Below are 19,537 nucleotides of genomic sequence, written 5' to 3' on the forward strand. Positions count from 1 at the left end.
CAAGGCCAGGCGCTCGCGGAGGTCACGGCTGCCCCCGCGGCCCGCTGGATCTCACGGGCCACCGGTGGTTACCTGAGGGGCATCCCTCTGACGCTGGAGGCACGAATGCCCGCGTTCTCGGCGAAGGTCCGCACGGCGGCGGCAGCGCTGCCGCTCGTCGTGGCCTACGACGTCGCGCTCCGGCCGTGGATGAGCACCTGGGGCAGCACGCCGGAGGAGCGCCGCGAACCGCTGCCGGGCGACGACGTCGTCGACGCCGTGATGACGCACTGCACGAAGGCGGTCACGATCGAGGCCCCGCCGGAGCGCGTGTGGCCTTGGCTGATCCAGATCGGTGACCGGCGCGCAGGCTTCTACAGCCACGACTGGATCGAGCGGTTCGTCTTCCCCGGCACGGTGCACTACGTCGAGCGCACCCGCTCGGCCACCCGCATCCACCCCGAGCTCCAGGACGTGCACGTGGGCGACCAGATCGACACCGGGTCGATCGGCCGGATGAGGTTCGGCAACCCGGTCACGGTTCTCGAGCCCGACCGTGCCCTCGTCATCGGCACGTGGGCGTTCGTCCTGCGCCGGCTGCCGGGGGACCGGACCCGGCTGCTGGTGCGCGAGCGGGACGGCGGGTACCTCCGGCCCATGGTCCCCCGCCGGTTCGGCCTCGCGCGCGCGGCGCTGGGCGTCGTCGACTACGTGGTCGGCGACCCGCTGCACTTCCTGATGGAGCGGCGGATGATGCTGGGTCTGAAGGAGCGCAGCGAACGTCGCCGGGACGAAGTTCCCTTGGACGCGGCGCCCGCCTGAGGTCCACTGGAGGGGCACAGCTACCACGACGAGGAGGTGGCTGGAATGGCCACCGCGCTGGAACACCTCAGGACTCCGGTTCCTGGACGGCTGCGGGCGTGGGGCCGCGCCCACCCGGTGGGTGCCTTCGTCCTGCTGACGTATGCGCTCTCCTTCCCCCTCTGGGCGCTCGCGCAGCTGGGAGGCGGGTTCGCGGCGATCCTCGCGGGCGGTCTCGGGCCGCCCGTCGCCGCCGTGCTCGTGACCCGGCTGACGGGTGGCAGCGCGCGCGGCCTCCTGCGGGGCCTCGCCCGCTGGCGGGTGCCTGGACGCTACTGGGCCTTCGCGCTCGTGCTGCCGGCGGTGCTCTTCGCGGTCGTCAACCTCGTGCTGCTCCTGCTGGGCCGCGCGCCCGACCCGTCCTTGCTCCTGGAGCGCGCACCGGCGTTCGCGGGCACGTTCCTCCTCGTCGCCACGCTCGGCGGCGGCCTGGAGGAGGTCGGGTGGCGCGGCTTCGCCCTCCCGCGACTGGAGCGGGCTCACTCGCCGGTGGCGGCCACGCTGCTGCTGGGACTGGCGTGGGGCGCCTGGCACGTGCCGCTCTACGGCACGCCGGCGGCGATCGTCGTGCCGATGACCCTCGCGTTCTTCTACACCTGGCTGTACAACCGCACCGGCAGCATCCTGCTGTGCCTCCTCCTGCACGCCAGCTTCACCCCGGCGCAGGACTTCCTGGTCCTCCTGCCGGAGGACGCGCTGGCCCACGAGGGGCTCGTCGACGTCACCGACCTCGTGCTCCTGGGCGTGTACGTCGCGGCCGCCGCCGCGCTGGTGCTGCTCACGAGGGGCCGGCTCGGGCTCGCACCCGCGACGGCGACGGCGACGGCGACGGCGACGGCGACGGCGACGGACGATGAGGCAGAACGGTGAGGTTTCGGTGCTCCTGGAGCACCGAATCCTCACCGTTGCTGGTACGCGGGGGCGTTCACCACCCGCCGCGGCGCGTTCACCACTCCGGGTGCGCGTTCACCACCCACCGGCGCGAGCTCACCACCGGCGCGAGCTCACCACTCCGGGTGCGCGCTCACCACTCCCGGTGCGCCGGCAGCAGGGTGCCCGGGTTGAGGTTGCGGCCGGGGTCCACCCCGCGCAGCAGCGCCACCATCACGTCCGTGCCGGCGGAGGAGATGTCCTCCTCCAGCCAGTGCGCGTGGTCGGTGCCCACCCCGTGGTGGTGCGAGATCGTGGCGCCGGTGTCGATGAAGGACTGCTGGATCGCCCGCTTCACCACCCAGTACCGCTCGAGCTGCTCGTCCACGGGCTCGACCCCCGGCGCGAACGCGAACGTGAAGTACAGGCACGCGCCCGAGTGATAGCTGTGCGAGAGGTGGCACATGATGAAGCCCTGCACGCCGAGCTGGTCGAACGCCTCGCGCGCGGACCGGATCGTCCCGGTGTAGACGTCCATCAGCTTCGACCACGGCGCCGCCGTCTCCGACACGTCCCCCATCGCCCCGATGTCGAGGAGGAAGTCGCGGATGTAGGGGGTGTCGAACTTCTTCTGGTCGTACAGCGCGCCCGGCCCGCGGCCGAGCTTGATGCCGCCGTGCTTCTTGACGATCTTGCCGACGATGCTCTTCTCGGCCTTGACCCGGGCGCTGCCGCCCTCGTAGCCGACGTAGGACAGGCACACCGCGTCGAGGTCCCAGCCGCGCCTTGCCAGGACGTCGAAGAGCACGGTCTGGACCTTGCCGGAGACGCCCTTCTTCGCCTTCTGCGTGGAGAAGGAGAACGCGGTCTCGTTGGCGTCGGAGACGCGGGTGACGGTGGGGTGGGCGTCGGAGGTCGAGATCTCCTGCATCGCCGCCAGCGCCGCGCTCCACGAGGGGTAGAGGTAGGCGATGATGTCGCGGTTCTCGGGCACCCGGTGCACGTGCACCCACGCCTCGGTGATGACGCCCAGGCGCCCCTCGGAGCCGAGGATCATCTCGCGCACGGAGGGTCCCGACGACGTGGACGGCAGCGGCCGCAGCACCACGACCTTGCCCGGCTGCACCAGGCGCAGACCGCGGGTGATGTCCGCGATGTCGCCGTACTTGTCGGACTGCATGCCGGAGGAGCGCGTCGCGATCCAGCCGCCCAGCGTGGAGTGCCGGAAGCTGTCCGGCTGGTGGCCCATCGTCCACCCGCGGGCGTTGAGCTGCTCCTCCATGTCGGGGCCCAGCACGCCGGCCTGGATGCGGGCCAGCCCGGCGGCCTCGTCCACCTCGAGCACGCGGTTGAGGCGGCCGAGGTCGAGCGAGACGACCGTGCGCTCCTCCGCCGGCGGCGGGGTGAGCGAGCCGGAGATGTTGGACCCGCCCCCGAAGGGGATCAGGACGCCGTCGGCGGCGACCACCGCGTCGACGACCTTGCGCACCTCGTCCTCGTCGGCCGGGTAGACGACGACGTCGGGCACGCGCGGCAGGTCCCCCGCGCGGACGCGGACCAGGTCCGCCAGGCCCTTGCCGTAGGTGTGCACCACCCGGTCGAGGTCCTCGGTGACCACGTGCTCCGCCCCGACGGCGGAGCCGAGGGTCGCGGCGAGCTCCTCGCCGAGCCGGCTGGCGGGGACGTCGAGCTCCTCGAATGCCGGCGGCGGCGTGCCGGGGGCCGAGAGGTCGATGCCGACCTTGTCCATCACGAACGGTGCCATCCTGGGCTTGTCCCGGTAGTTGAAGGCCACGCCCTCCACTCCCCAGCCCCACCACTTCTGGTGTGCGACACCCTTCACGAAGCCTCCTCCTGCTTGTTGTCCGTGCCGGTGACCCGGCCGGGGGCTGCGCGGTCGGCCGGGCCCTGGGCGCCGCCGTCGAAGGCGCCGGCGACGGGGGTGTCGGCCAGCACGTACGGCGTCTGCATCTCGAGCATGGTGCGCACGCGGGCGGCGACGCGGTCGTTGAAGTCGCGCGGCTTCTCCCCCGGGCGCGGGCGCATCGGACGGCCGACGAGCATGCGCACCCGCGGGCGGCCCGGGGCGGGCCACGAGCGGCCCACCGGCATCGCCTCGTGCGTTCCGAGCAGCGCCACCGGCACGCAGGGGACGTTCCTCGCGACGCACAGCGCCGCGGCGCCCGGCTTGAAGGGTCGCATCTGGCCGTCCCGGGAGCGGGTGCCCTCGGGGAAGATCAGCACCGGCACGTCCTCCGCGACCAGGCGCTGGGACAGGCCCTTTCGGGACCGCTTGCCGCCGGAGGTGCGGTGGATCGGGTAGGTGTTGAAGAACAGCGACGTCGCGGCCTTCGTCCACCAGCGCGAGTAGAAGTAGTCGGCGGCGGCGCCGACGGCGAGGTGCTCGGTGATCCGGCGCGGCAGCCCGGTCACCAGGACGGCGGTGTCGAGGTGGCTGGTGTGGTTGGCCACGACCACGAACGGGCGGGACAGGCCCTCGAGGTTGTCCAGGCCCTCCACCGTCGTCTTGGTCACGGACCGCACCACGGGCCGCAGCAGCATCCGCTGGGCGACCTGGCGGGCGGCCCGGTGCCAGCCGGCGTGGTAGCGCTTCAGGCTCGGTGCGCCGGTCATCTGCGGCTCCCCTTGATGACCGCCGTCGCGCGGCGGACGAGTGGACGCGGCGCGTGCTCGGCAAGGAACGCCAGCGTCGCGAACCGCTTGGACGGTACGGACCGTACCCGCCCCTTCTCGACGTCGGCGAGGCAGTCCTCGACGACACGGTCGGCCTCGAGCCACAGCGCGTCCGGGATCGAGCTCGCCCGGATGCCCGCCCGCTCGTGGAACTCCGTGCGCACCCAGCCCGGCAGCAGCGCTGTCACGCGCACGCCCGTGCCGTCGAGCTCGAGGGAGAGCGACTCCGAGTACGTGCGCACCCAGGACTTGATCGCGGAGTACCCGCCCATGGGGATCAGGCCCGCGACGGAGGCCACGTTGACGATCACGCCGTGCCCGCGGGCCCGCATCGCCCGGCCGGCCGCGGCGCCGAGCACGAGCGGGGCACGCACCATGAGGTCGAGGGCGTGCTCGTGCTCGCTGGTGTCCTCGGCCAGCAGGGGCACGTGGACGCCCTTGCCGGCGTTGTTGACGAGGATCTCGACCGGGGAGACGGGGTCGGCGAGACGGCCGGCGACCGCCTCGACGGCGTCGCGCTCGGCCAGGTCGGCGACGATCGTCTCGACGTCGACGCCGTAGCGCCAGCGCAGCTGCTCGGCGGTCTTGGCGAGCCGGGCCTCGTCGCGGGCCACGAGGACCAGGTCGCAGCCCCGCGACGCCAGCGCCCGCGCGAAGCTCAGCCCGATCCCGGAGGTCCCGCCGGTGACCAGCGCGCGGCCGTGCAGCGGCGACGGGCCCTGGGCCGTGCTCGCGCTCTGCCTCACTTCCGTTCTCCCTTGATGCTCCGCAGGACCGGCGTCAGCCGCCCCTCGGCCGTGGTGGTCCACTGGTGGGTGGGCCAGCGCCGGCCACGGGCGTAGCGGTAGAGGCCGGCGTCGGGATTGACGGCGTTGGGATGCCCGACGACCTCGAGCCACGGCCGGTCGGCGTAGCTGTCCCCGTAAGCATAGGACCCGGCCAGGTCCATGCCGCGCTCCCGCGCGTACCGGCGCAGCCACGCGGCGCGGGCCTCGCCCACGAGCGGGGAGGTGGCGAGGTGACCGGTCCACCGACCGTCGCCGTCGGTCTCCATCCGCCCGGCGACGATCTCGTCGAACAGCGGCGCGAGCGGCTCGACGAAGATGTCGATCTCGCCCGTGACGAGCACCGTGCGGTGCCCGGCGTCGCGGTGCGCCCGGATCCGCTCGACGGCCTCGAGCAGGAGGCCCCGGCGCAGCGAGGGGGTGACCTTGCGGGCGATGACGCCGCGCAGCTCCTCCTCGCTCGCCCCCTCGTAGCGCCGCATGAAGGTGCGGATGAAGTCGCCGCGGTCCCGGCGCTCGGCCTGGAGGTAGCGGGGACCGAGGGCCACGAGGTTGGCCAGGGAGGCGGGCCAGCTCGACGCCGGCTTGGCCGCGAGCTCGACCCAGAGGTACTGCTCGACGAGCGTGGCGGCCGCGACCGTGCGCTGCAGATCGAAGACGGCGAGCACGTCCGAGCGGCGCGGCAGCTCGCCGGGGCCGTCGGGGGCCTCCTTGGGCGTGCGGTCGCGCATCAGCCCGGGCACCCCGGGGATGTGGACGTCCAGGAGGTAGTGACGCCAGTCGATCTCGGTGACGTCGAACCCGTGCTCGGCCTGCCGCTCGGCGGGCAGGGCGGCGTGCAGGGCACGGGTGCGCGCGTCGTCGAAGATGACCTCGGTCTGGGTGTACGGCTGGTACAGCGAGGTGAACTTCCGCAGGGTGCCGAGATCGCGGCGGGCCTTGTACAGGGTGGAGATCCACTGGCGCGTGCGCCGGTTCGCGGGCAGGTGCCCGACCGCCCGGTCGGCGAGGTCGACGGCGCGCTCGCGCCGGCTCAGAGCGCGCTCCACGGCGCCGCGGTGCGGGAAGGACCACGCGGGCACCGCGACGTGGGCGCCCTCGGCGTCCTTGAGCGGGTTGGCGGAGAAGTACTCGCGCACCAGGTGCACGAGGGTGCCCAGCCGCAGCGGGTTCGTGATGCCGGAGCTGACCTGGTAGTAGCTCGCGCCGCCCGGCGCGGGCGGGGCGGCCGCCGCGGCGAGGATCGCGTTGACGACGAAGTCGACCGGGATGATGTCGAGCACCGTGTCCGCGAGCGCCGGGAACTCCGGCAGCAGGCCGCGCCCGTAGGCGGCGATCAGGGGGTCCGCGACCTTGAAGCCGTCGATCCAGCCCGGGTAGGGGTGCTTCAGGGAGGACTCGATGATCGTCGGGCGCACCACCGACAGGCGGTGCCCGGCGCCGGCCCACATCTCCTCGGCGACGCGCTCCCCCATCGCCTTGGTGAAGGTGTACACGTCGGGCCAGCCGAGCGAGAGGGCACGGGTGCGGCCGTGCTCGACGAGCTGCTGACGCACCCACTCCACGCGGGCCGCCTCGGCGGCGTCGGCGACGGCGCGCGCGCCGGCCCGCCGGTGCTCCTGCTTCGCCTCGTCCAGCAGCCGGCCGAGGACCTCGGGGGTGCGGGACTCCTTCTCGGCGGCCTCGCGGGCGGCGACGGCGGAGGCCAGCTCGACCTCGCGGTCGATCTCGTGGTCCAGAGCCCGCTCCTCGGCCACGCCCTTGCGCAGGCCGGCGACGTAGCTGGTGGAGACGTGGACGACGTGCGGGTCGGCGCCGGTGGCCGTGAGGGCCTCGTACAGCGAGACGGGGCCGCCCACGTTGGCGGTGAACGCCTCGTCGACGGGCAGGTCGAAGGAGACGGTCGAGGCGGAGTGGATGACGACGTCGACGTCGCCGGGCAGCGGCGGGAGCTCGCCGAGGTCGCCGGAGATCACGTGCACCCGCTCGGCGAACGCGGCGGCCGCCGCCTCCTCGCCCACGGACCGGCGCCAGGCCTTGAAGACCTGCTTGCGCAGCAGCTTCGCCACGCGCTGCTCGGCGGAGAGCTCCCCGCGCGGGCGTACGAGGACGCTGATGCGGGTGGTCGGGTAGGAGGAGAGCAGCTTCTCCAGGACGGCCTGGCCGACGAAGCCGGTGGCGCCCGTGAGCAGGACGTGCGCCTGGTCCAACGGTTGTGACATTCCGCGAACTCTACCGGGGCCCGGACCAGCCCCGGGCCCCACGGTCCGGGGCGGCCCTGGCGTGAGCCGCGCCACGCGCACTCACGCCCGTGCCGAGAGCCGCGGCACCCCGCCGTCACGCCCGCGCCGTGAACCTTGCCACCTCTTGGGCGGGACAGTCCCCGCGGCGGTCCCGGTGGGTCTAACATCGGGCGACCGCACGACCCGCATGCAAGGATCTGAGCCATGGGCGTCATGGACGCACCACAATGGTTGCCCGCCGCGTTCGTCCGCAGCGTTCTCGCCGTCGGCGCCACCGCCGGCCGCGAGGAGATCGAGGCCACGTGCCGCCGTCTCATCGAGCGCTGGCAGGAGCCCGACCGGCACTTCCACAACCTCAAGCACCTCGTGGACGTGCTCGCCCGCGTCGACGAGCTCGCGGAGGAGACCCACCACCCGGACACCGTGCGGCTCGCCGCCTGGTACCACGGCGCGGTGTTCAACTCTGCCCCGAGCAAGGCGTACTCGCGCTCCGGCGGCGAGGACGAGGCGGCCTCCGCCGAGCTGGCCCGGGAGGAGCTGGGAGCGCTGGGCGTCCCCGCCCCGACCCTCGACCGGATCGCCGAGCTGGTCCTCAACCTCAAGCGGCACGAGATCAAGAGCCGGGACATCGACTGCCTGGCCCTGTCCGACGCCGATCTGGCGGTGCTCGCGTCCGACCCCCAGCACTACCAGGCCTACCGCAAGGCGGTCCGCGCCGAGTACGAGCACCTGCCCAAGCGGCACTACGTCGAGGGCCGCCGCGCGATCGTCACCAAGCTCCTGGGGCGCCGGCACCTGTTCGTCTCCCCCATGGGCGCGCAGTGGGAGGACGCGGCCCGGGAGAACCTCTCCGCCGAGCTCGCCCTGCTCGACGCCGAGCTGGCCAGGATGGGCGAGGCCGGCCCCGAGGAGTCGGTGCTCGCCGCCGAGGCGGCGCAGGGCGTCGTCGAGGACAGCCCCCACCACACCGAGGACACCGGTTCCCACGTGTTCGTCCCCGCGCCGGTGCGCGCGGCGACAGAGGTGCCCGCCGCCTCCGCCCTGCCCTCCGGCCCCGGCCTGGCGGGCCCCACGGACCGGCCGGAGCAGCCGGTCGCGGGCTCCGCGCCCGGGCCCGCGCCGGGTCCCGCGCGCGCTGCCGCCTCGACGCCCTCCCCCGACGACGCCGCGAACGGCCGGCACCGCGCCGGGCCCGACGCCGCCCGCGCCGACGCCAGCACGGCGCCGACGCCCGCGGACGCCCCGGCCGGCCCCCCACGCCCGGCCTCTCGCCCGTCGTCCCTGGAGTCCCTCCCCGACGAGCTCCTGGGCCGCCCGCGCCCGGGCGGTGACGTGCCCCGGGCCGCCCGCGAGGCCGTCGCGCGGTCCTCGCGGGAGATCATCGAGCAGGCGGTGCGGGAGCGCCGTGAGCGGGCCGACCGCGACCGCAGCCAGCGGGAGCGCCTCGACGCGGTCCGGGCCGAGCGCGAGCAGACCTTCGCGCCCCTGCGCGAGCGGCGCACCAGCCGCGCGTCCACGCTCACCCCGCCCTCTCCGGCCACGTCGCCCACCCCTGGCACTCCGGACTCCGCGGGCCGTCACGTCCCGGTCGAGCAGCGTCATGCCGTCGAGGAGGTGCCGCAGTTCATCGAGGCGGAGCCGGTCTCCGGGGAGGTCCGCCCGGCCGGCGGGGCTCCGCAGCACGGTATCGAGCGGGAGCCCGACCTCTTCGAGCGTCCTCGCCGGAAGAAGGACCGCAAGAGGGACCGGTAGACGCAGCGCGGCGTCCACAGCCGGCCCGCGGTGACGCCGTCTCCACACCCGCCCCCGGCGCACGCTTCTGCGGCCGGCGGGGCTCCGTAGCGTCGCACCCGTTCCCGCGCCACCGGGGCGCGGACGGGAGGAGCAGACCATGGCACGCTTCCAGGTCGACAGTGCCGAGGTGGCGCTGGCCGCCGCGCAGACCCGCACGACCACCTCGACGATCCGGGCGGAGGTGATGTCGATGATGAACCACCTGATCCAGCTCCAGGCGTCCTGGACCGGGACGGCGTCGGTGGCGTTCGGCTCCTGCGCGGACCAGTGGCGAGCCACCCAGGCACAGGTGGAGGCGTCGCTCGAGCAGATCACGATCGCGCTCGACGCCGCCTCCCGCACCTACGCCGACGCCGAGGCCTCCGCCCAGGGGCTGTTCGCACGCTGACCGGCCGGGACGGCGCACGCGGGCGAGCCGCCCACCGCCACCCGGCCGTAGCATCGGCCGGTGACCATCCTCGTCGACCAGCCCCGCTGGCCCGCGCACGGGACCGTCTGGGCCCACCTGGTCTCCGACCGGTCCCTGGAGGAGCTGCACGCCTTCGCCCGCGCCAACGGGCTGCCGTCCCGCTCGTTCGACCTGGACCACTACGACGTGCCCGCCGAGCGGGTGGAGCAGCTCGTCGCCGCCGGTGCCCGGCCCGTCACCGGGCGTGAGCTGGTGGCCCGGCTGCACGCGTCCGGGCTGCGGGTGCGGGGCGCCGACCGGAGGGAGGAGAAGCACCGGCGGCGCCTGGCCGAGCTCGAGCGGCGCTGGTCGCACCTCGCGAGGAGCGTGGGGTCCGGGGACCGGGCGCCGGCCGGGGCGCGGTCGACGGGGTGGCCCGAGCTCGGCGCGGAGCTGCTCCGGCGGTGGGACGAGCCGCACCGGGCGTACCACGACCTCGAGCACCTCGACGACGTCCTGCGCCACCTCGACGTCCTGGGCGACCACGGCGCGGAGGTGCCGGCCACGGTCGAGCTCGCGGCCTGGTTCCACGACGCGGTCTACGACCTCGTCCCCGGCTCGGACGAGGAACGCTCCGGGGCGCTGGCGCGCGAGCGGCTGACGGGCCTCGGGCTTCCCCAGGGCACCGTCGCGGAGGTGGCGCGCCTGGTGCTGCTCACGGCCGGGCACGCCCCGGACCCTGATGACCCGGCCGGCGCCATCCTGTGCGACGGGGACCTGGCGATCCTGGCCGCCTCGCCGCGCCGGTACGGCCGCTACGCGGCAGCGGTGCGCGCCGAGTACGCCCGCGTGCCCGAGGAGGACTTCCGCCGGGGGCGTGCCGCGGTGCTGCGCACCCTGCTCGATCGCCCCTGGATCTTCGCGACCGCCACCGGCAGAACCCTGTGGGAGGCCCGAGCCCGCGAGAACGTCGCCGCGGAGCTGTCCCGGCTGACCGGCCGGCGCGCCGACGCACCCGAGATCCACCCGTAGGGCCCTGGACTCGCGTCGGCCGCCGTCGGAGGATGGCAGTACCAGCCCGGCATCGTCGCCGCGCCGGGCCTCACCCGAGGAGTCCCCATGACCAAGACGTGGAACGTCCGGATCGAGATCTTCGACGCCGCGGAGGTCCGCTCCGACGACGCCGTCACCACCGCGCACGCGACCCTGACAACCTCGGCACCGACGCCCCTGCACGGCTACGGGCGGGCCCGGCGCAACCCCGAGGACCAGGACGTGCCGGAGATCGGCGAGGAGCTCGCCGCAGCCCGGGCCCTGCGCGACCTCGCGGACCGGCTGCTCAACGCCACCTCGGACGACCTGGCGGCGATCGAGCACCACAAGGTCCACCTGCGGCGATGAGGGGGCACGGCCGCCACCGTCCGGGTCGTCACCGGCCCGGCCGGACCAGCCCGGTCTCGTAGGCGAGGATGACCAGCTGCGCACGGTCGCGGGCGCCGAGCTTGCCCAGCAGGCGGCTGACGTAGGTGCGGGCCGTCGCGGGGCTCAGGTAGAGCTCGCGCGCGATCTCGGCGTTGGTCAGCCCCCGGCCCACCTGCTCGAGGACGTCCCGCTCCCGGTCCGTGAGCCCGGCGAGCCGCGACGGGTCGACCGACGCGGGGGCGCCGGCGGCGACGGAGCGCATCACGGTCGTCGTGACCTGGGGCGAGAGCAGCGACTCCCCCGCCGCCACGACGCGCACCGCGCGCCGCAGCTCGTCCGGCGAGATGTCCTTGAGCAGGTAGCCGGCGGCCCCGGCGCGGATGGCCTCGAAGACGTGCTCGTCCTCGTCGAAGGTGGTCAGGACGAGGACCCGGACGTCGCGCAGGTCCGGGTCGGCGACGACGGCGCGGGTGGCCTCGAGGCCGTCCATCTCGGGCATGCGGATGTCCATGAGCACGACGTCGGGGCGCAGCTCGCGCACGCGGGAGAGGCCAGCCCGGCCGGTCGCCGCCTCCCCGACCACCCGGATGTCGCCGTCGTTCTCGGCCAGCGCGCGCAGACCGCTGCGGACCAGCTCCTGGTCGTCCACGAGCACGATACTGATCATGGGCCCAGTCTGGCGGGTAGCTCGGCCTCGACGACGAACCCGCCGTCCGCCCCCGGCCGGGCGTCCAGCCGGCCGCCGAGCGAGGCGGCGCGTTCTCGCATGCCAGCGATGCCCGCCCCGCCCCGCGCGCTCGCGCCGGCCGGGTGCGCGAGGCCGCCCGGGTGCGCGGCGCCGGCCGGGTCCCGGGCCCCGCGCCCGTCGTCGGCGATGCGCAGGAGCAGCCGCTCGCCCTCCAGGCGCGCGGACACCCAGGCGCGGGCGGCCCCGGAGTGGCGCAGCACGTTGGTGAGCGACTCCTGGACGATCCGGTACGCGACGGCGTCGATCGCGCCGTCGAGGGCGCCGGCCGGCAGGTCCACGCCGACCGTGACGTCGAGCCCCGCCTCGCGCGCCGGCCCCAGCAGGGTGTCGAGGCCACCGAGGCCGCCCGCCCCGCGGGCATGCACCTCCGCGCCCGGCTCGCGCAGGAGCTTCACGGTCGCGCGCAGCTCCCGGAGCGTGGCGGAGGTCGCCTCCCGGACCAGTCCGAGCGCGCGGCGGGCGGCGTCGTCGTCGCGGCCGACCGCCTCGGCGGCCACGCCCGCGTGCACGGCGATGACGGACATGGTGTGCCCGACGGTGTCGTGCAGGTCGCGGGCGATGCGCACCCGCTCCTCCTGCATCCGCCGCTCCGCGGCTGCGGCCGCCGCGGCGGCCTCCAGCTCGCGCAGCCGCTCCTGGTGCGCGCGGGAGAGGCGGCTCAGGCGCACGCCCGTACCCAGCGCGACGGCGGCGGCGATGAGGGCGAGGTTGGTGATCAGCTCGTAGCTGTACAGGTACGAGGTGGGCTGCCCCTCGACGATCCGGAAGTACGCGGAGACGACGACGAGGACGGCGCCCGCACCGACCGCCCACCACGTCCGGCCCAGCTCCGCGGCGGAGTACAGCGCGGCCACGGCCGGCAGCGCGATCCCGATCGGCGGGAAGCCGAAGATGTAGTACACGAAGATCCCCAGCACCGTCAGCGCCAGCACGGTCACGGGCAGGCGCCGCCGCAGCAGCATGAGGGCGCCGAACCCCGCTGCGAAGAGGTAGGCCGGAGGGCCGGCGCGACCGGTGCCCTCGAGGTCGGCGGCCACGACGACGGCGACCGCCAGCGCCATGCCGGCCGCGAGGACGGCGTCGACGAGCCTGGGGTCGGCCTCAGGGTGCGCGCCGCGGGATCGCTGCATGGTTCCAAGGCTAGGGAGGCAGCAGTCCCGGGGTCGTCCGTCCGCGGTCGTCAGGGTGGGTCGCCCCCGGGCGACGCCGCACCTCGCCTCCGGGCGGCAGCGGACGACGCCCCCGGGCCGATGTGGCACCACGGCACCGGTTCCTAGCGTCGAGGTCATGAGCAACGACGACCTGAACCTCGACCCGAAGGTCTGGAGCGCCGCCTCGGCGCGGCCGGCCCCCGACCGCGGCATCACCGGGAGCCGCCCGGCCCGCGGCGCCCCGTCGGCGGCCCCCGGCCGCCGCCCGGGCGCCCCGCCCGTGAGCTGGCCCCTCGTGCTGGGTCTGGGGGCGATCGCCCTCGTTCGCCCGCTCGCCCGGATCACCGGTGCGGACGAGCCGCTCGGCGCCCCCGCGGGCGCGCTTGCCCTCACCGTCCTCGTGACGGTGGTGTGGGTGGCGATCGTCGGTCTGGGCCGGGTCCCGCGGCCGGTGCTGACGCTCACGCTCGCCGGCGTGGCCTACGGGCTGGCCGTCATCCCGCTCAGCGCCGTCGCCTCCACGACGCTGACGGGGGCGCTGCAGGGTCCCGTGGCGGTCCCGTTCGCGATCGTCCCGATCCTGGTGACCAACGCGGCGTGGGGCGCGGTCGCGGGCCTGCTCGCCCTCGCGGTCCGGAGCCTGCGCGGGGAGCGGTCATGAGGGTGGCGCGCGCGAGCACCTGCCGGCAGGCCGCAGGGCTTCCCGACACCTACGGCGTCGACGACTTCCCCGTCATCGTCCAGGACAGGCGCCTCACGGCCGACGGCGAGCTCGACCTCGAGTCCGACGGTAACGAGGTGGGCTGCTGGGCGGCACGGTCACGGCGAACGGCACGGTGGGCGCCTACCAGGAGGTGACCACGGAGCTGGTCCGCCTCCGGCTGCTGAACGGGTCGACCGCGCGCATCGACGCGTTCGGGTTCGAGGACCGCGAGTCTCCTGCACGAGGACGAGGGCCTGATGGGGCAGTTCGTGGTCGTCGGGCCGGGGCAGGCGGCGGGCGTGCCCGGGGACGCGCACGGAGCTGGTGGTGCCGGGCACGGTGGTCACTGAACCGGCGTGCGAGCACCCGGCCAGACGCTGTCGCTCGACGCGCGGGAAGCCACCGGCGCCAACCTGCACGCACGGCGAAGGGCGGCACCCCTGCTGGGGTGCCGCCCTCCGTCGGTGCTGGGTCCGGCGTCGTGCGCCGGTCAGCGGGGCGGGATCAGAAGCCCATGCCGCCCATGTCCGGCTCACCGCCGCCGGCGCCCGCGGGGGCCTTCTCCGGCTTGTCGGCCACGACGGCCTCGGTGGTGAGGAACAGGCCGGCGATGGAGGCCGCGTTCTGCAGGGCAGAGCGGGTCACCTTGACCGGGTCGTTCACGCCGGCGGCGAGGAGGTCCTCGTAGACGCCGGTCGCCGCGTTGAGACCGTGGCCCGCGGGGAGGTGGCGAACCTTCTCCGCCACGACGCCGCCCTCGAGGCCGGCGTTGATGGCGATCTGCTTGAGCGGGGCGTCCACCGCGACACGCACGATGTTCGCACCGGTCGCCTCGTCGCCCTCCACGTCCAGACCCTCGAACGCGTCCTTGGCGGCCTGGATGAGAGCGACGCCACCACCGGCGACGATGCCCTCCTCGACGGCGGCCTTGGCGTTGCGCACGGCGTCCTCGATGCGGTGCTTGCGCTCCTTGAGCTCGACCTCGGTCGCGGCACCGGCCTTGATGACGGCGACGCCACCGGCCAGCTTGGCCAGGCGCTCCTGCAGCTTCTCGCGGTCGTAGTCGCTGTCGGAGTTCTCGATCTCGGCGCGGATCTGCGCGACGCGACCCTCGATCGCGGACGCCTCGCCGGCGCCCTCGACGATGGTGGTCTCGTCCTTGGTCATGACGACCTTGCGGGCGCGGCCGAGCAGGTCGAGGTCGGCGTTCTCGAGCTTGAGGCCGACGGTCTCGGAGATGACCTGACCACCGGTGAGGATGGCCATGTCCTGCAGCATTGCCTTGCGGCGGTCGCCGAAGCCGGGAGCCTTGACGGCGGCCGACTTGAAGGTGCCGCGGATCTTGTTGACGACGAGCGTGGCCAGGGCCTCGCCCTCGACGTCCTCGGCGATGATCGCCAGCGGCTTGCCGGACTGGATGACCTTCTCCAGCAGCGGCAGCAGGTCCTTGACGTTGGAGATCTTGGACTCCACGAGCAGCACGTAGGCGTCCTCGAGGACGACCTCCTGGCGCTCTGCGTCGGTGACGAAGTACGGCGAGAGGTAGCCCTTGTCGAAGCGCATACCCTCGGTCAGCTCGAGCTCGAGGCCGAAGGTGTTGGACTCCTCGACCGTGACCACGCCCTCCTTGCCGACCTTGTCCAGGGCCTCGGCGATGAGCTCGCCGATGGCCGGGTCGCCGGCGGAGATCGCGGCGGTGGCGGCGATCTGCTCCTTGGTCTCGATCTCGCGGGCCTGCTCGAAGAGCTTCGCGATGACAGCCTCGACGGCCTTGTCGATGCCCTTCTTCAGGGCGATCGGGTTGGCGCCGGCGGCGACGTTGCGCAGACCCTCGCGCACGAGCGCCTGGGCCAGCACGGTGGCGGTGGTGGTGCCGTCACCCGCGACGTCGTCCGTCTTCTTGGCGACCTCCTTGACGAGCTCGGCGCCGATCTTCTCGTACGGCTCCTCGAGCTCGATCTCCTTGGCGATGGACACGCCGTCGTTGGTGATCGTGGGGGCGCCCCACTTCTTCTCCAGGACGACGTTGCGGCCCTTGGGGCCGAGGGTGACCTTGACGGTGTCGGCGAGGATGTTGAGTCCCCGCTCCATGCCGCGACGGGCCTCCTCGTTGAAGGCGATGGTCTTGGCCATGCTGGTTCCTCCACTAGGTGGTGGTCTGGCTGACGGGTGCCCGCGACGGACGACCAGGGCCGACGGCGGTCACGTCCCGCCACGACCCAGGCCTCACCGGCCAGCCGGTTGCGTTGTCACTCTCACGACGAGAGTGCTAACTCGATATTGGCACTCTCACCCGTCGAGTGCAAGGCGCTGTCCGCCCTGGGAGAACCGCCCTCGCGTCACAGCTGCGCGTCGGCCCAGACACGGCCGGAGTCGGTGACCAGCCGCACACCCGTCGCGCCCGGGTCGCGCACCACCCAGATCGCCGACCGCTCCGGCCCGATGGTCCACGTGCCCAGCTCCACCTCGGTGCCGTCGGGCAGCACCCCGCGGCACTCGTACCGCACGCCCGTGGGCGCGGCGGCGACGTCGACCACCAGCACGGCGTCCCCCGCGAACCGGCTCGCCGTGACGCGCCCGACCACGGTGCCGTCCGCCTTCACCAGCTCCGCGGCGCCCCGGGGCTCGGCGACGGTCGGCTCCGGGTCCGGTACCGCTCCCTCCTGCGTGGCGAGCAGGGCGCCCCCGGCGCCGACGGCGAGCTCGACGACGGCGGCCGCCGCGGCCACCAGCACGGTCCGGCGCCGGTGCGCCCGGGGGCGGCGCGCGCCCGGCGTGGGTGGCGCGGACGTGGGGGCGTCGTCCCGCCGGCCCCGGCTCCCCGCGCCGTGGACGACGTCGGAGCTCGCGCCGTCGCCGCCCCGCCGGCCCGGCCCCATCGCGGCGAGCGCCCGCGCCTCGAACCCCGGCGGCGGCGCCACGGTCGGCGCGGCGGCGAGCACCTGCTCGAGCCCGGCGGCGACCGACGCGTACTCCTCCCGGCACTGCTCGCAACCCACGAGGTGGCGGGCGAGCGCGCTGCGGCCCGGCTCGACGACCTCGCCGAGCGCGAGGTCCACGAGCGCGTCCTGCCCCGGGTGCCCGGCGGTACGGCCCGGGTGCTGCTCACTCACGCTCGTCCTCCATCGCCTGCCGCACGCGCATCAGCCCCGTGCGGATCCTCGTCTTGGCCGTGCCCAGGGGAATGCCCTCGTGCTCGCCGACCTCCTTGGCGGTCAGTCCCCCGACGACGGCGAGCACCACCGCCCGCGCCTGCTCCGGCGGCAGCTCCAGGAGCCGGCGCGCCGCCCGTTCGCCGTCGACGCCGCGCAGCGCCTGCTCCTGCGGGTCCGGCGGGCGCACGGTGGCGTCGACGAGCTGCTCGAGCACGGCGGCGTCGGTGGGGGCGGAGCGCCGGGCGCGGACGGCGTCGATCGCGGCGTTGCGGGTGATCGTCAGCAGCCAGGTCAGGACGGACGCGCGCCGCACGTCGTAGCTCGCCGCCGCCCGCCACGCCCGCACGAACACCTCCTGGCTCACGTCCTCGGCCAGCGCCCGGTCCCGCGTGATCGAGACCGCCAGCCCGAAGACGGCCCCCTGGAACCGGCGCACGAACGCCGTCGCGGCCTCCGGGTCGTCCAGCGCTAGGCCGTCCACCAGCGCCGCGTCGGCCGCACGGTCGGTCCGCGGGAAGAGCTGCACACCAGGTGCTACGTCCGGCGGGTCCGCCGGGATTGCCGGGCGCCCGCGCCATCCCGGCGCCCGCGCCGGACGTACCTCTTCCGGCGGACCGTCCGGCCGCCGGAACCACGGCATCGAGACCTCCGGAGGAATCATGAGTGCACGAGCCGGCCTGCGGGCCGTGACGGCGGTCGTCCTGCTGGGCGGGGTGCTGGCCGCCTGCTCGGACGACGGTGGCGGCGGGACCGCGGGTGGCGGCGACACCGCGACGGGTGACGGGACGACCGGAACCTCCGCCCCCGGCGGGGACATGTACGGGGCCCCCTCCACCGGGACCGCCGACGCGACCGACGGTAGCGCGGACGCGGCGACCACGCTGGGACTCGCGGACACCGACCTGGGCGAGATCGTCGTCGACGGCGAGGGGATGACGCTGTACATGTTCACCAAGGACTCCCCCGGCACGTCCGCCTGCGAGGGCGACTGTCTCGTGGCCTGGCCGCCGCTCGAGGGCGAGCCGACCGCCGGCGAGGGCCTCGACGAGGCGCTGCTGGGCTCCATCGAGCGCAGCGACGGCACGGTCCAGGCCACCTACAACGACTGGCCGCTGTACTACTGGCAGAACGACGCCGCGCCCGGCGACACCACCGGCCAGAACGTCAACGAGGTGTGGTTCGTCCTCGGCGCCGACGGCGAGCCGATCACGACCGCGCCGTAGGGGGATCGGGGCCGCGCCGCCGTCGTGAACCCCGGGTGAACGGCTGCCGTACCCTGCTGCGGTGACCACCGCCGTCCTGCCCGAGCGCGCCGCCGCCCGCAGCGCGGGCGGCGGCGCACCCCCCGCCCGGCGGCGCGGCCGCCGCGTCCTCGCCTGGTCGATCGCCGCGACCCTCTGGGCCGGCGCCGCGGTGTGGTCGGTGCACCTGAAGGCCAACGAGTCCACGGAGGAGTTCGTCGCCCTCTACCTCGACGGCGTCCACCTCCAGCCCGACGGCACGGTCGCCGACGTGCCCGCCCACGAGCCCGCCGCGTACCTCCCCGGCTCCCGCGTGCTCGCCGAGCACGCCGGCGACCCCGGGGCCGAGGCGCTCGCCGCCGGGCAGCGCGCCTGGCTCGCCGAGGGCACCGTCCCCGGCGCGGGCACCCGCTACGAGGAGCTCGTCACCGACGCGCTGCTGGACATCCACACCCTCACCGGCGCCACCTTCGACGACGGCGGGAGCGGGATCGAGGCAGCCCCCGGCGCCGTCGTGGCCGGATGGTCGGACCGCTGGCGCTACGTCTGGCCGCGCGACGCCTCCTTCGTGGCCGCGGCGCTCGCCCGCACCGGCCACGTCGAGGACGCGGTGGCGGTGCTCGGCTTCGTGGCGGAGGTGCAGAGCGAGCACGGCGGCTTCCAGGCCCGCTACGTCCCCGACGGCTCCGGCGTCCCCGACTCGCGCGGCATCCAGCTCGACGGCAACGGCTGGGTGCTGTGGTCCGCCGCCACCGTCCTGGACCAGATCGAGGACGACGGCGAGCGGGCGGCCACGTTCGCGCGGCTCCGCCCGCTCGTGGACACCACCGTCGACCATCTCCTCGAGCTCACGGCCGAGGAGCCGCACCTGCCGCCGGCGTCGGCGGACTACTGGGAGGTCCGCGAGACCGACCTGACGCTGGGCACGGTCGCGCCGATGCTCGCCGGCCTGGAGCGCGCCGCCGCCCTCTACGCCGACCAGGGCCTGGGCGCCCGGGCCGCCGAGGTCGGCGAGCGGGCCGCGCTGGTCCGCTCCGCCGTCGTCACCGCCTTCGAGCCGGGCGGGTACGAGCGCTACGCCGACGGCGGGCCTGTGACCGCCCTGCTCGGCGCGGACGGCCGGGACGCGGCGACGGCGATGCTCCTGCCGCCCTTCACGACCGAGGCACCGCCCGGGGCGGTGGAGGCGTGGCTGCTCTCCACCGAGGAGATGGCGCGGCCCGCGGGCGGCGTCGCGCCGGGGGCGGGCTGGAAGCGCGACGGCATCACGTGGACGCCGGAGACCACGCTCTACGCGCTCGCCGCCGCCGAGAACGGGCACCCGCGCCGGGCCACGGCCTGGCTGGACTGGGTGGCCGAGCACCGCACCGCCTCGGGGGCGATCCCGGAGAAGGTCCTGGCCAACGGCGCCCCCGCTGCGGTCGCGCCGCTGACGTGGTCGGGCGCGAACGTGATCCTCGCGGTCGCGGCGCTGGAGGAGTCCGGCGCGCTGTAGCGCCTCGT

At 74.7% G+C, this 19,537-nt stretch carries 19 protein-coding genes; 10 read left to right on the forward strand and 9 right to left on the reverse strand.

All coding sequences use genetic code 11. From position 1 onward, the window contains the following. Positions 1 to 105 precede the first annotated feature (105 nt). Complete coding sequence (locus ABD774_RS06945) at positions 106 to 801, forward strand: hypothetical protein (RefSeq protein ID WP_345039181.1); 696 nt, start codon at positions 106 to 108, stop codon at positions 799 to 801. 45 nt (positions 802 to 846) lie between these two features. Further along, complete coding sequence (locus tag ABD774_RS06950; protein WP_345039182.1) at positions 847 to 1,710, forward strand: CPBP family intramembrane glutamic endopeptidase; 864 nt, start codon at positions 847 to 849, stop codon at positions 1,708 to 1,710. Positions 1,711 to 1,864: 154 nt separating this feature from the next. On the opposite strand, the gene ABD774_RS06955 is transcribed toward ABD774_RS06950, so the two are convergent. The 4 genes from ABD774_RS06955 to ABD774_RS06970 are packed head-to-tail and all read right to left on the reverse strand — an operon-like array spanning position 1,865 to position 7,411. Next, positions 1,865 to 3,553, reverse strand: a complete 1,689-nt coding sequence (locus ABD774_RS06955) for an FAD-binding oxidoreductase (RefSeq protein WP_345039185.1) — start codon at positions 3,551 to 3,553, stop codon at positions 1,865 to 1,867. Then, entirely contained in the window at positions 3,550 to 4,344 is a 795-nt protein-coding gene (locus ABD774_RS06960; protein ID WP_345039188.1) for a lysophospholipid acyltransferase family protein, read from the reverse strand. The genes ABD774_RS06955 and ABD774_RS06960 overlap by 4 nt, the downstream gene beginning before the upstream one ends. Then, positions 4,341 to 5,150, reverse strand: a complete 810-nt coding sequence (locus ABD774_RS06965) for an SDR family NAD(P)-dependent oxidoreductase (protein ID WP_345039190.1) — start codon at positions 5,148 to 5,150, stop codon at positions 4,341 to 4,343. Before ABD774_RS06965 ends, ABD774_RS06960 begins: the two co-directional genes overlap by 4 nt. Next, positions 5,147 to 7,411, reverse strand: a complete 2,265-nt coding sequence (locus ABD774_RS06970) for an HAD-IB family hydrolase (protein ID WP_345039193.1) — start codon at positions 7,409 to 7,411, stop codon at positions 5,147 to 5,149. The genes ABD774_RS06965 and ABD774_RS06970 overlap by 4 nt, the downstream gene beginning before the upstream one ends. A 225-nt stretch (positions 7,412 to 7,636) precedes the next feature. On the opposite strand from ABD774_RS06970, the gene ABD774_RS06975 reads away from it, so the two are divergent. The 4 genes from ABD774_RS06975 to ABD774_RS06990 all read left to right on the forward strand — a co-directional run bounded on the left by ABD774_RS06975 (position 7,637) and on the right by ABD774_RS06990 (position 11,015). After that, positions 7,637 to 9,184: an HD domain-containing protein gene (locus tag ABD774_RS06975; RefSeq protein ID WP_345039194.1), complete on the forward strand. Its 1,548-nt coding sequence runs from the start codon at positions 7,637 to 7,639 to the stop codon at positions 9,182 to 9,184. A 139-nt stretch (positions 9,185 to 9,323) separates the two neighbouring features. Beyond that, complete coding sequence (locus ABD774_RS06980) at positions 9,324 to 9,614, forward strand: WXG100 family type VII secretion target (RefSeq protein WP_345039196.1); 291 nt, start codon at positions 9,324 to 9,326, stop codon at positions 9,612 to 9,614. 60 nt (positions 9,615 to 9,674) lie between these two features. Next, entirely contained in the window at positions 9,675 to 10,646 is a 972-nt protein-coding gene (locus ABD774_RS06985) for a DUF4031 domain-containing protein (RefSeq protein ID WP_345039198.1), read from the forward strand. Between the two features lie 87 nt (positions 10,647 to 10,733). Continuing rightward, positions 10,734 to 11,015: a dsRBD fold-containing protein gene (locus ABD774_RS06990; RefSeq protein WP_345039201.1), complete on the forward strand. Its 282-nt coding sequence runs from the start codon at positions 10,734 to 10,736 to the stop codon at positions 11,013 to 11,015. A 28-nt stretch (positions 11,016 to 11,043) separates the two neighbouring features. Here the strand turns inward: ABD774_RS06990 and ABD774_RS06995 are convergent, their stop codons facing one another. Both ABD774_RS06995 and ABD774_RS07000 read right to left on the reverse strand, forming a co-directional pair. Then, entirely contained in the window at positions 11,044 to 11,703 is a 660-nt protein-coding gene (locus tag ABD774_RS06995; protein ID WP_345039203.1) for a response regulator, read from the reverse strand. Beyond that, positions 11,700 to 12,914, reverse strand: a complete 1,215-nt coding sequence (locus ABD774_RS07000) for a sensor histidine kinase (protein WP_345039206.1) — start codon at positions 12,912 to 12,914, stop codon at positions 11,700 to 11,702. The genes ABD774_RS06995 and ABD774_RS07000 overlap by 4 nt, the downstream gene beginning before the upstream one ends. Positions 12,915 to 13,071: 157 nt before the next feature. Here ABD774_RS07000 and ABD774_RS07005 point away from each other — a divergent pair, with 157 nt between their 5' ends. Both ABD774_RS07005 and ABD774_RS07010 read left to right on the forward strand, forming a co-directional pair. After that, positions 13,072 to 13,596: a hypothetical protein gene (locus ABD774_RS07005; RefSeq protein WP_345039208.1), complete on the forward strand. Its 525-nt coding sequence runs from the start codon at positions 13,072 to 13,074 to the stop codon at positions 13,594 to 13,596. After that, a complete protein-coding gene (locus tag ABD774_RS07010) occupies positions 13,593 to 13,793 on the forward strand; it encodes a hypothetical protein (RefSeq protein WP_345039210.1) in 201 nt (66 codons plus the stop codon). Before ABD774_RS07005 ends, ABD774_RS07010 begins: the two co-directional genes overlap by 4 nt. 349 nt (positions 13,794 to 14,142) lie before the next feature. Here ABD774_RS07010 and groL read toward each other — a convergent pair whose 3' ends face one another. The 3 genes from groL to ABD774_RS07025 form a co-directional block, all read right to left on the reverse strand. Beyond that, a complete protein-coding gene (gene groL / locus ABD774_RS07015) occupies positions 14,143 to 15,771 on the reverse strand; it encodes a chaperonin GroEL (protein WP_345039212.1) in 1,629 nt (542 codons plus the stop codon). Between the two features lie 206 nt (positions 15,772 to 15,977). Next, positions 15,978 to 16,751, reverse strand: a complete 774-nt coding sequence (locus tag ABD774_RS07020; RefSeq protein WP_345039214.1) for a hypothetical protein — start codon at positions 16,749 to 16,751, stop codon at positions 15,978 to 15,980. After that, positions 16,744 to 17,319 (reverse strand): RNA polymerase sigma factor, encoded by a 576-nt coding sequence (locus ABD774_RS07025; RefSeq protein ID WP_345039216.1) that lies wholly within the window; start codon positions 17,317 to 17,319, stop codon positions 16,744 to 16,746. The genes ABD774_RS07020 and ABD774_RS07025 overlap by 8 nt, the downstream gene beginning before the upstream one ends. A gap of 133 nt (positions 17,320 to 17,452) precedes the next feature. On the opposite strand from ABD774_RS07025, the gene ABD774_RS07030 reads away from it, so the two are divergent. Together ABD774_RS07030 and ABD774_RS07035 are read left to right on the forward strand one after the other, a co-directional pair. Then, a complete protein-coding gene (locus ABD774_RS07030; RefSeq protein ID WP_345039218.1) occupies positions 17,453 to 18,016 on the forward strand; it encodes a COG4315 family predicted lipoprotein in 564 nt (187 codons plus the stop codon). 61 nt (positions 18,017 to 18,077) lie between these two features. Then, positions 18,078 to 19,529 carry a glycoside hydrolase family 15 protein gene (locus ABD774_RS07035; protein WP_345039220.1) on the forward strand — a complete coding sequence of 484 codons (1,452 nt, stop codon included), beginning with the start codon at positions 18,078 to 18,080 and terminating at the stop codon, positions 19,527 to 19,529. Positions 19,530 to 19,537 lie beyond the last annotated feature (8 nt).

Origin of the sequence: Georgenia daeguensis, from assembly GCF_039537705.1 — a bacterium.
Lineage (GTDB): Bacteria > Actinomycetota > Actinomycetes > Actinomycetales > Actinomycetaceae > Georgenia > Georgenia daeguensis.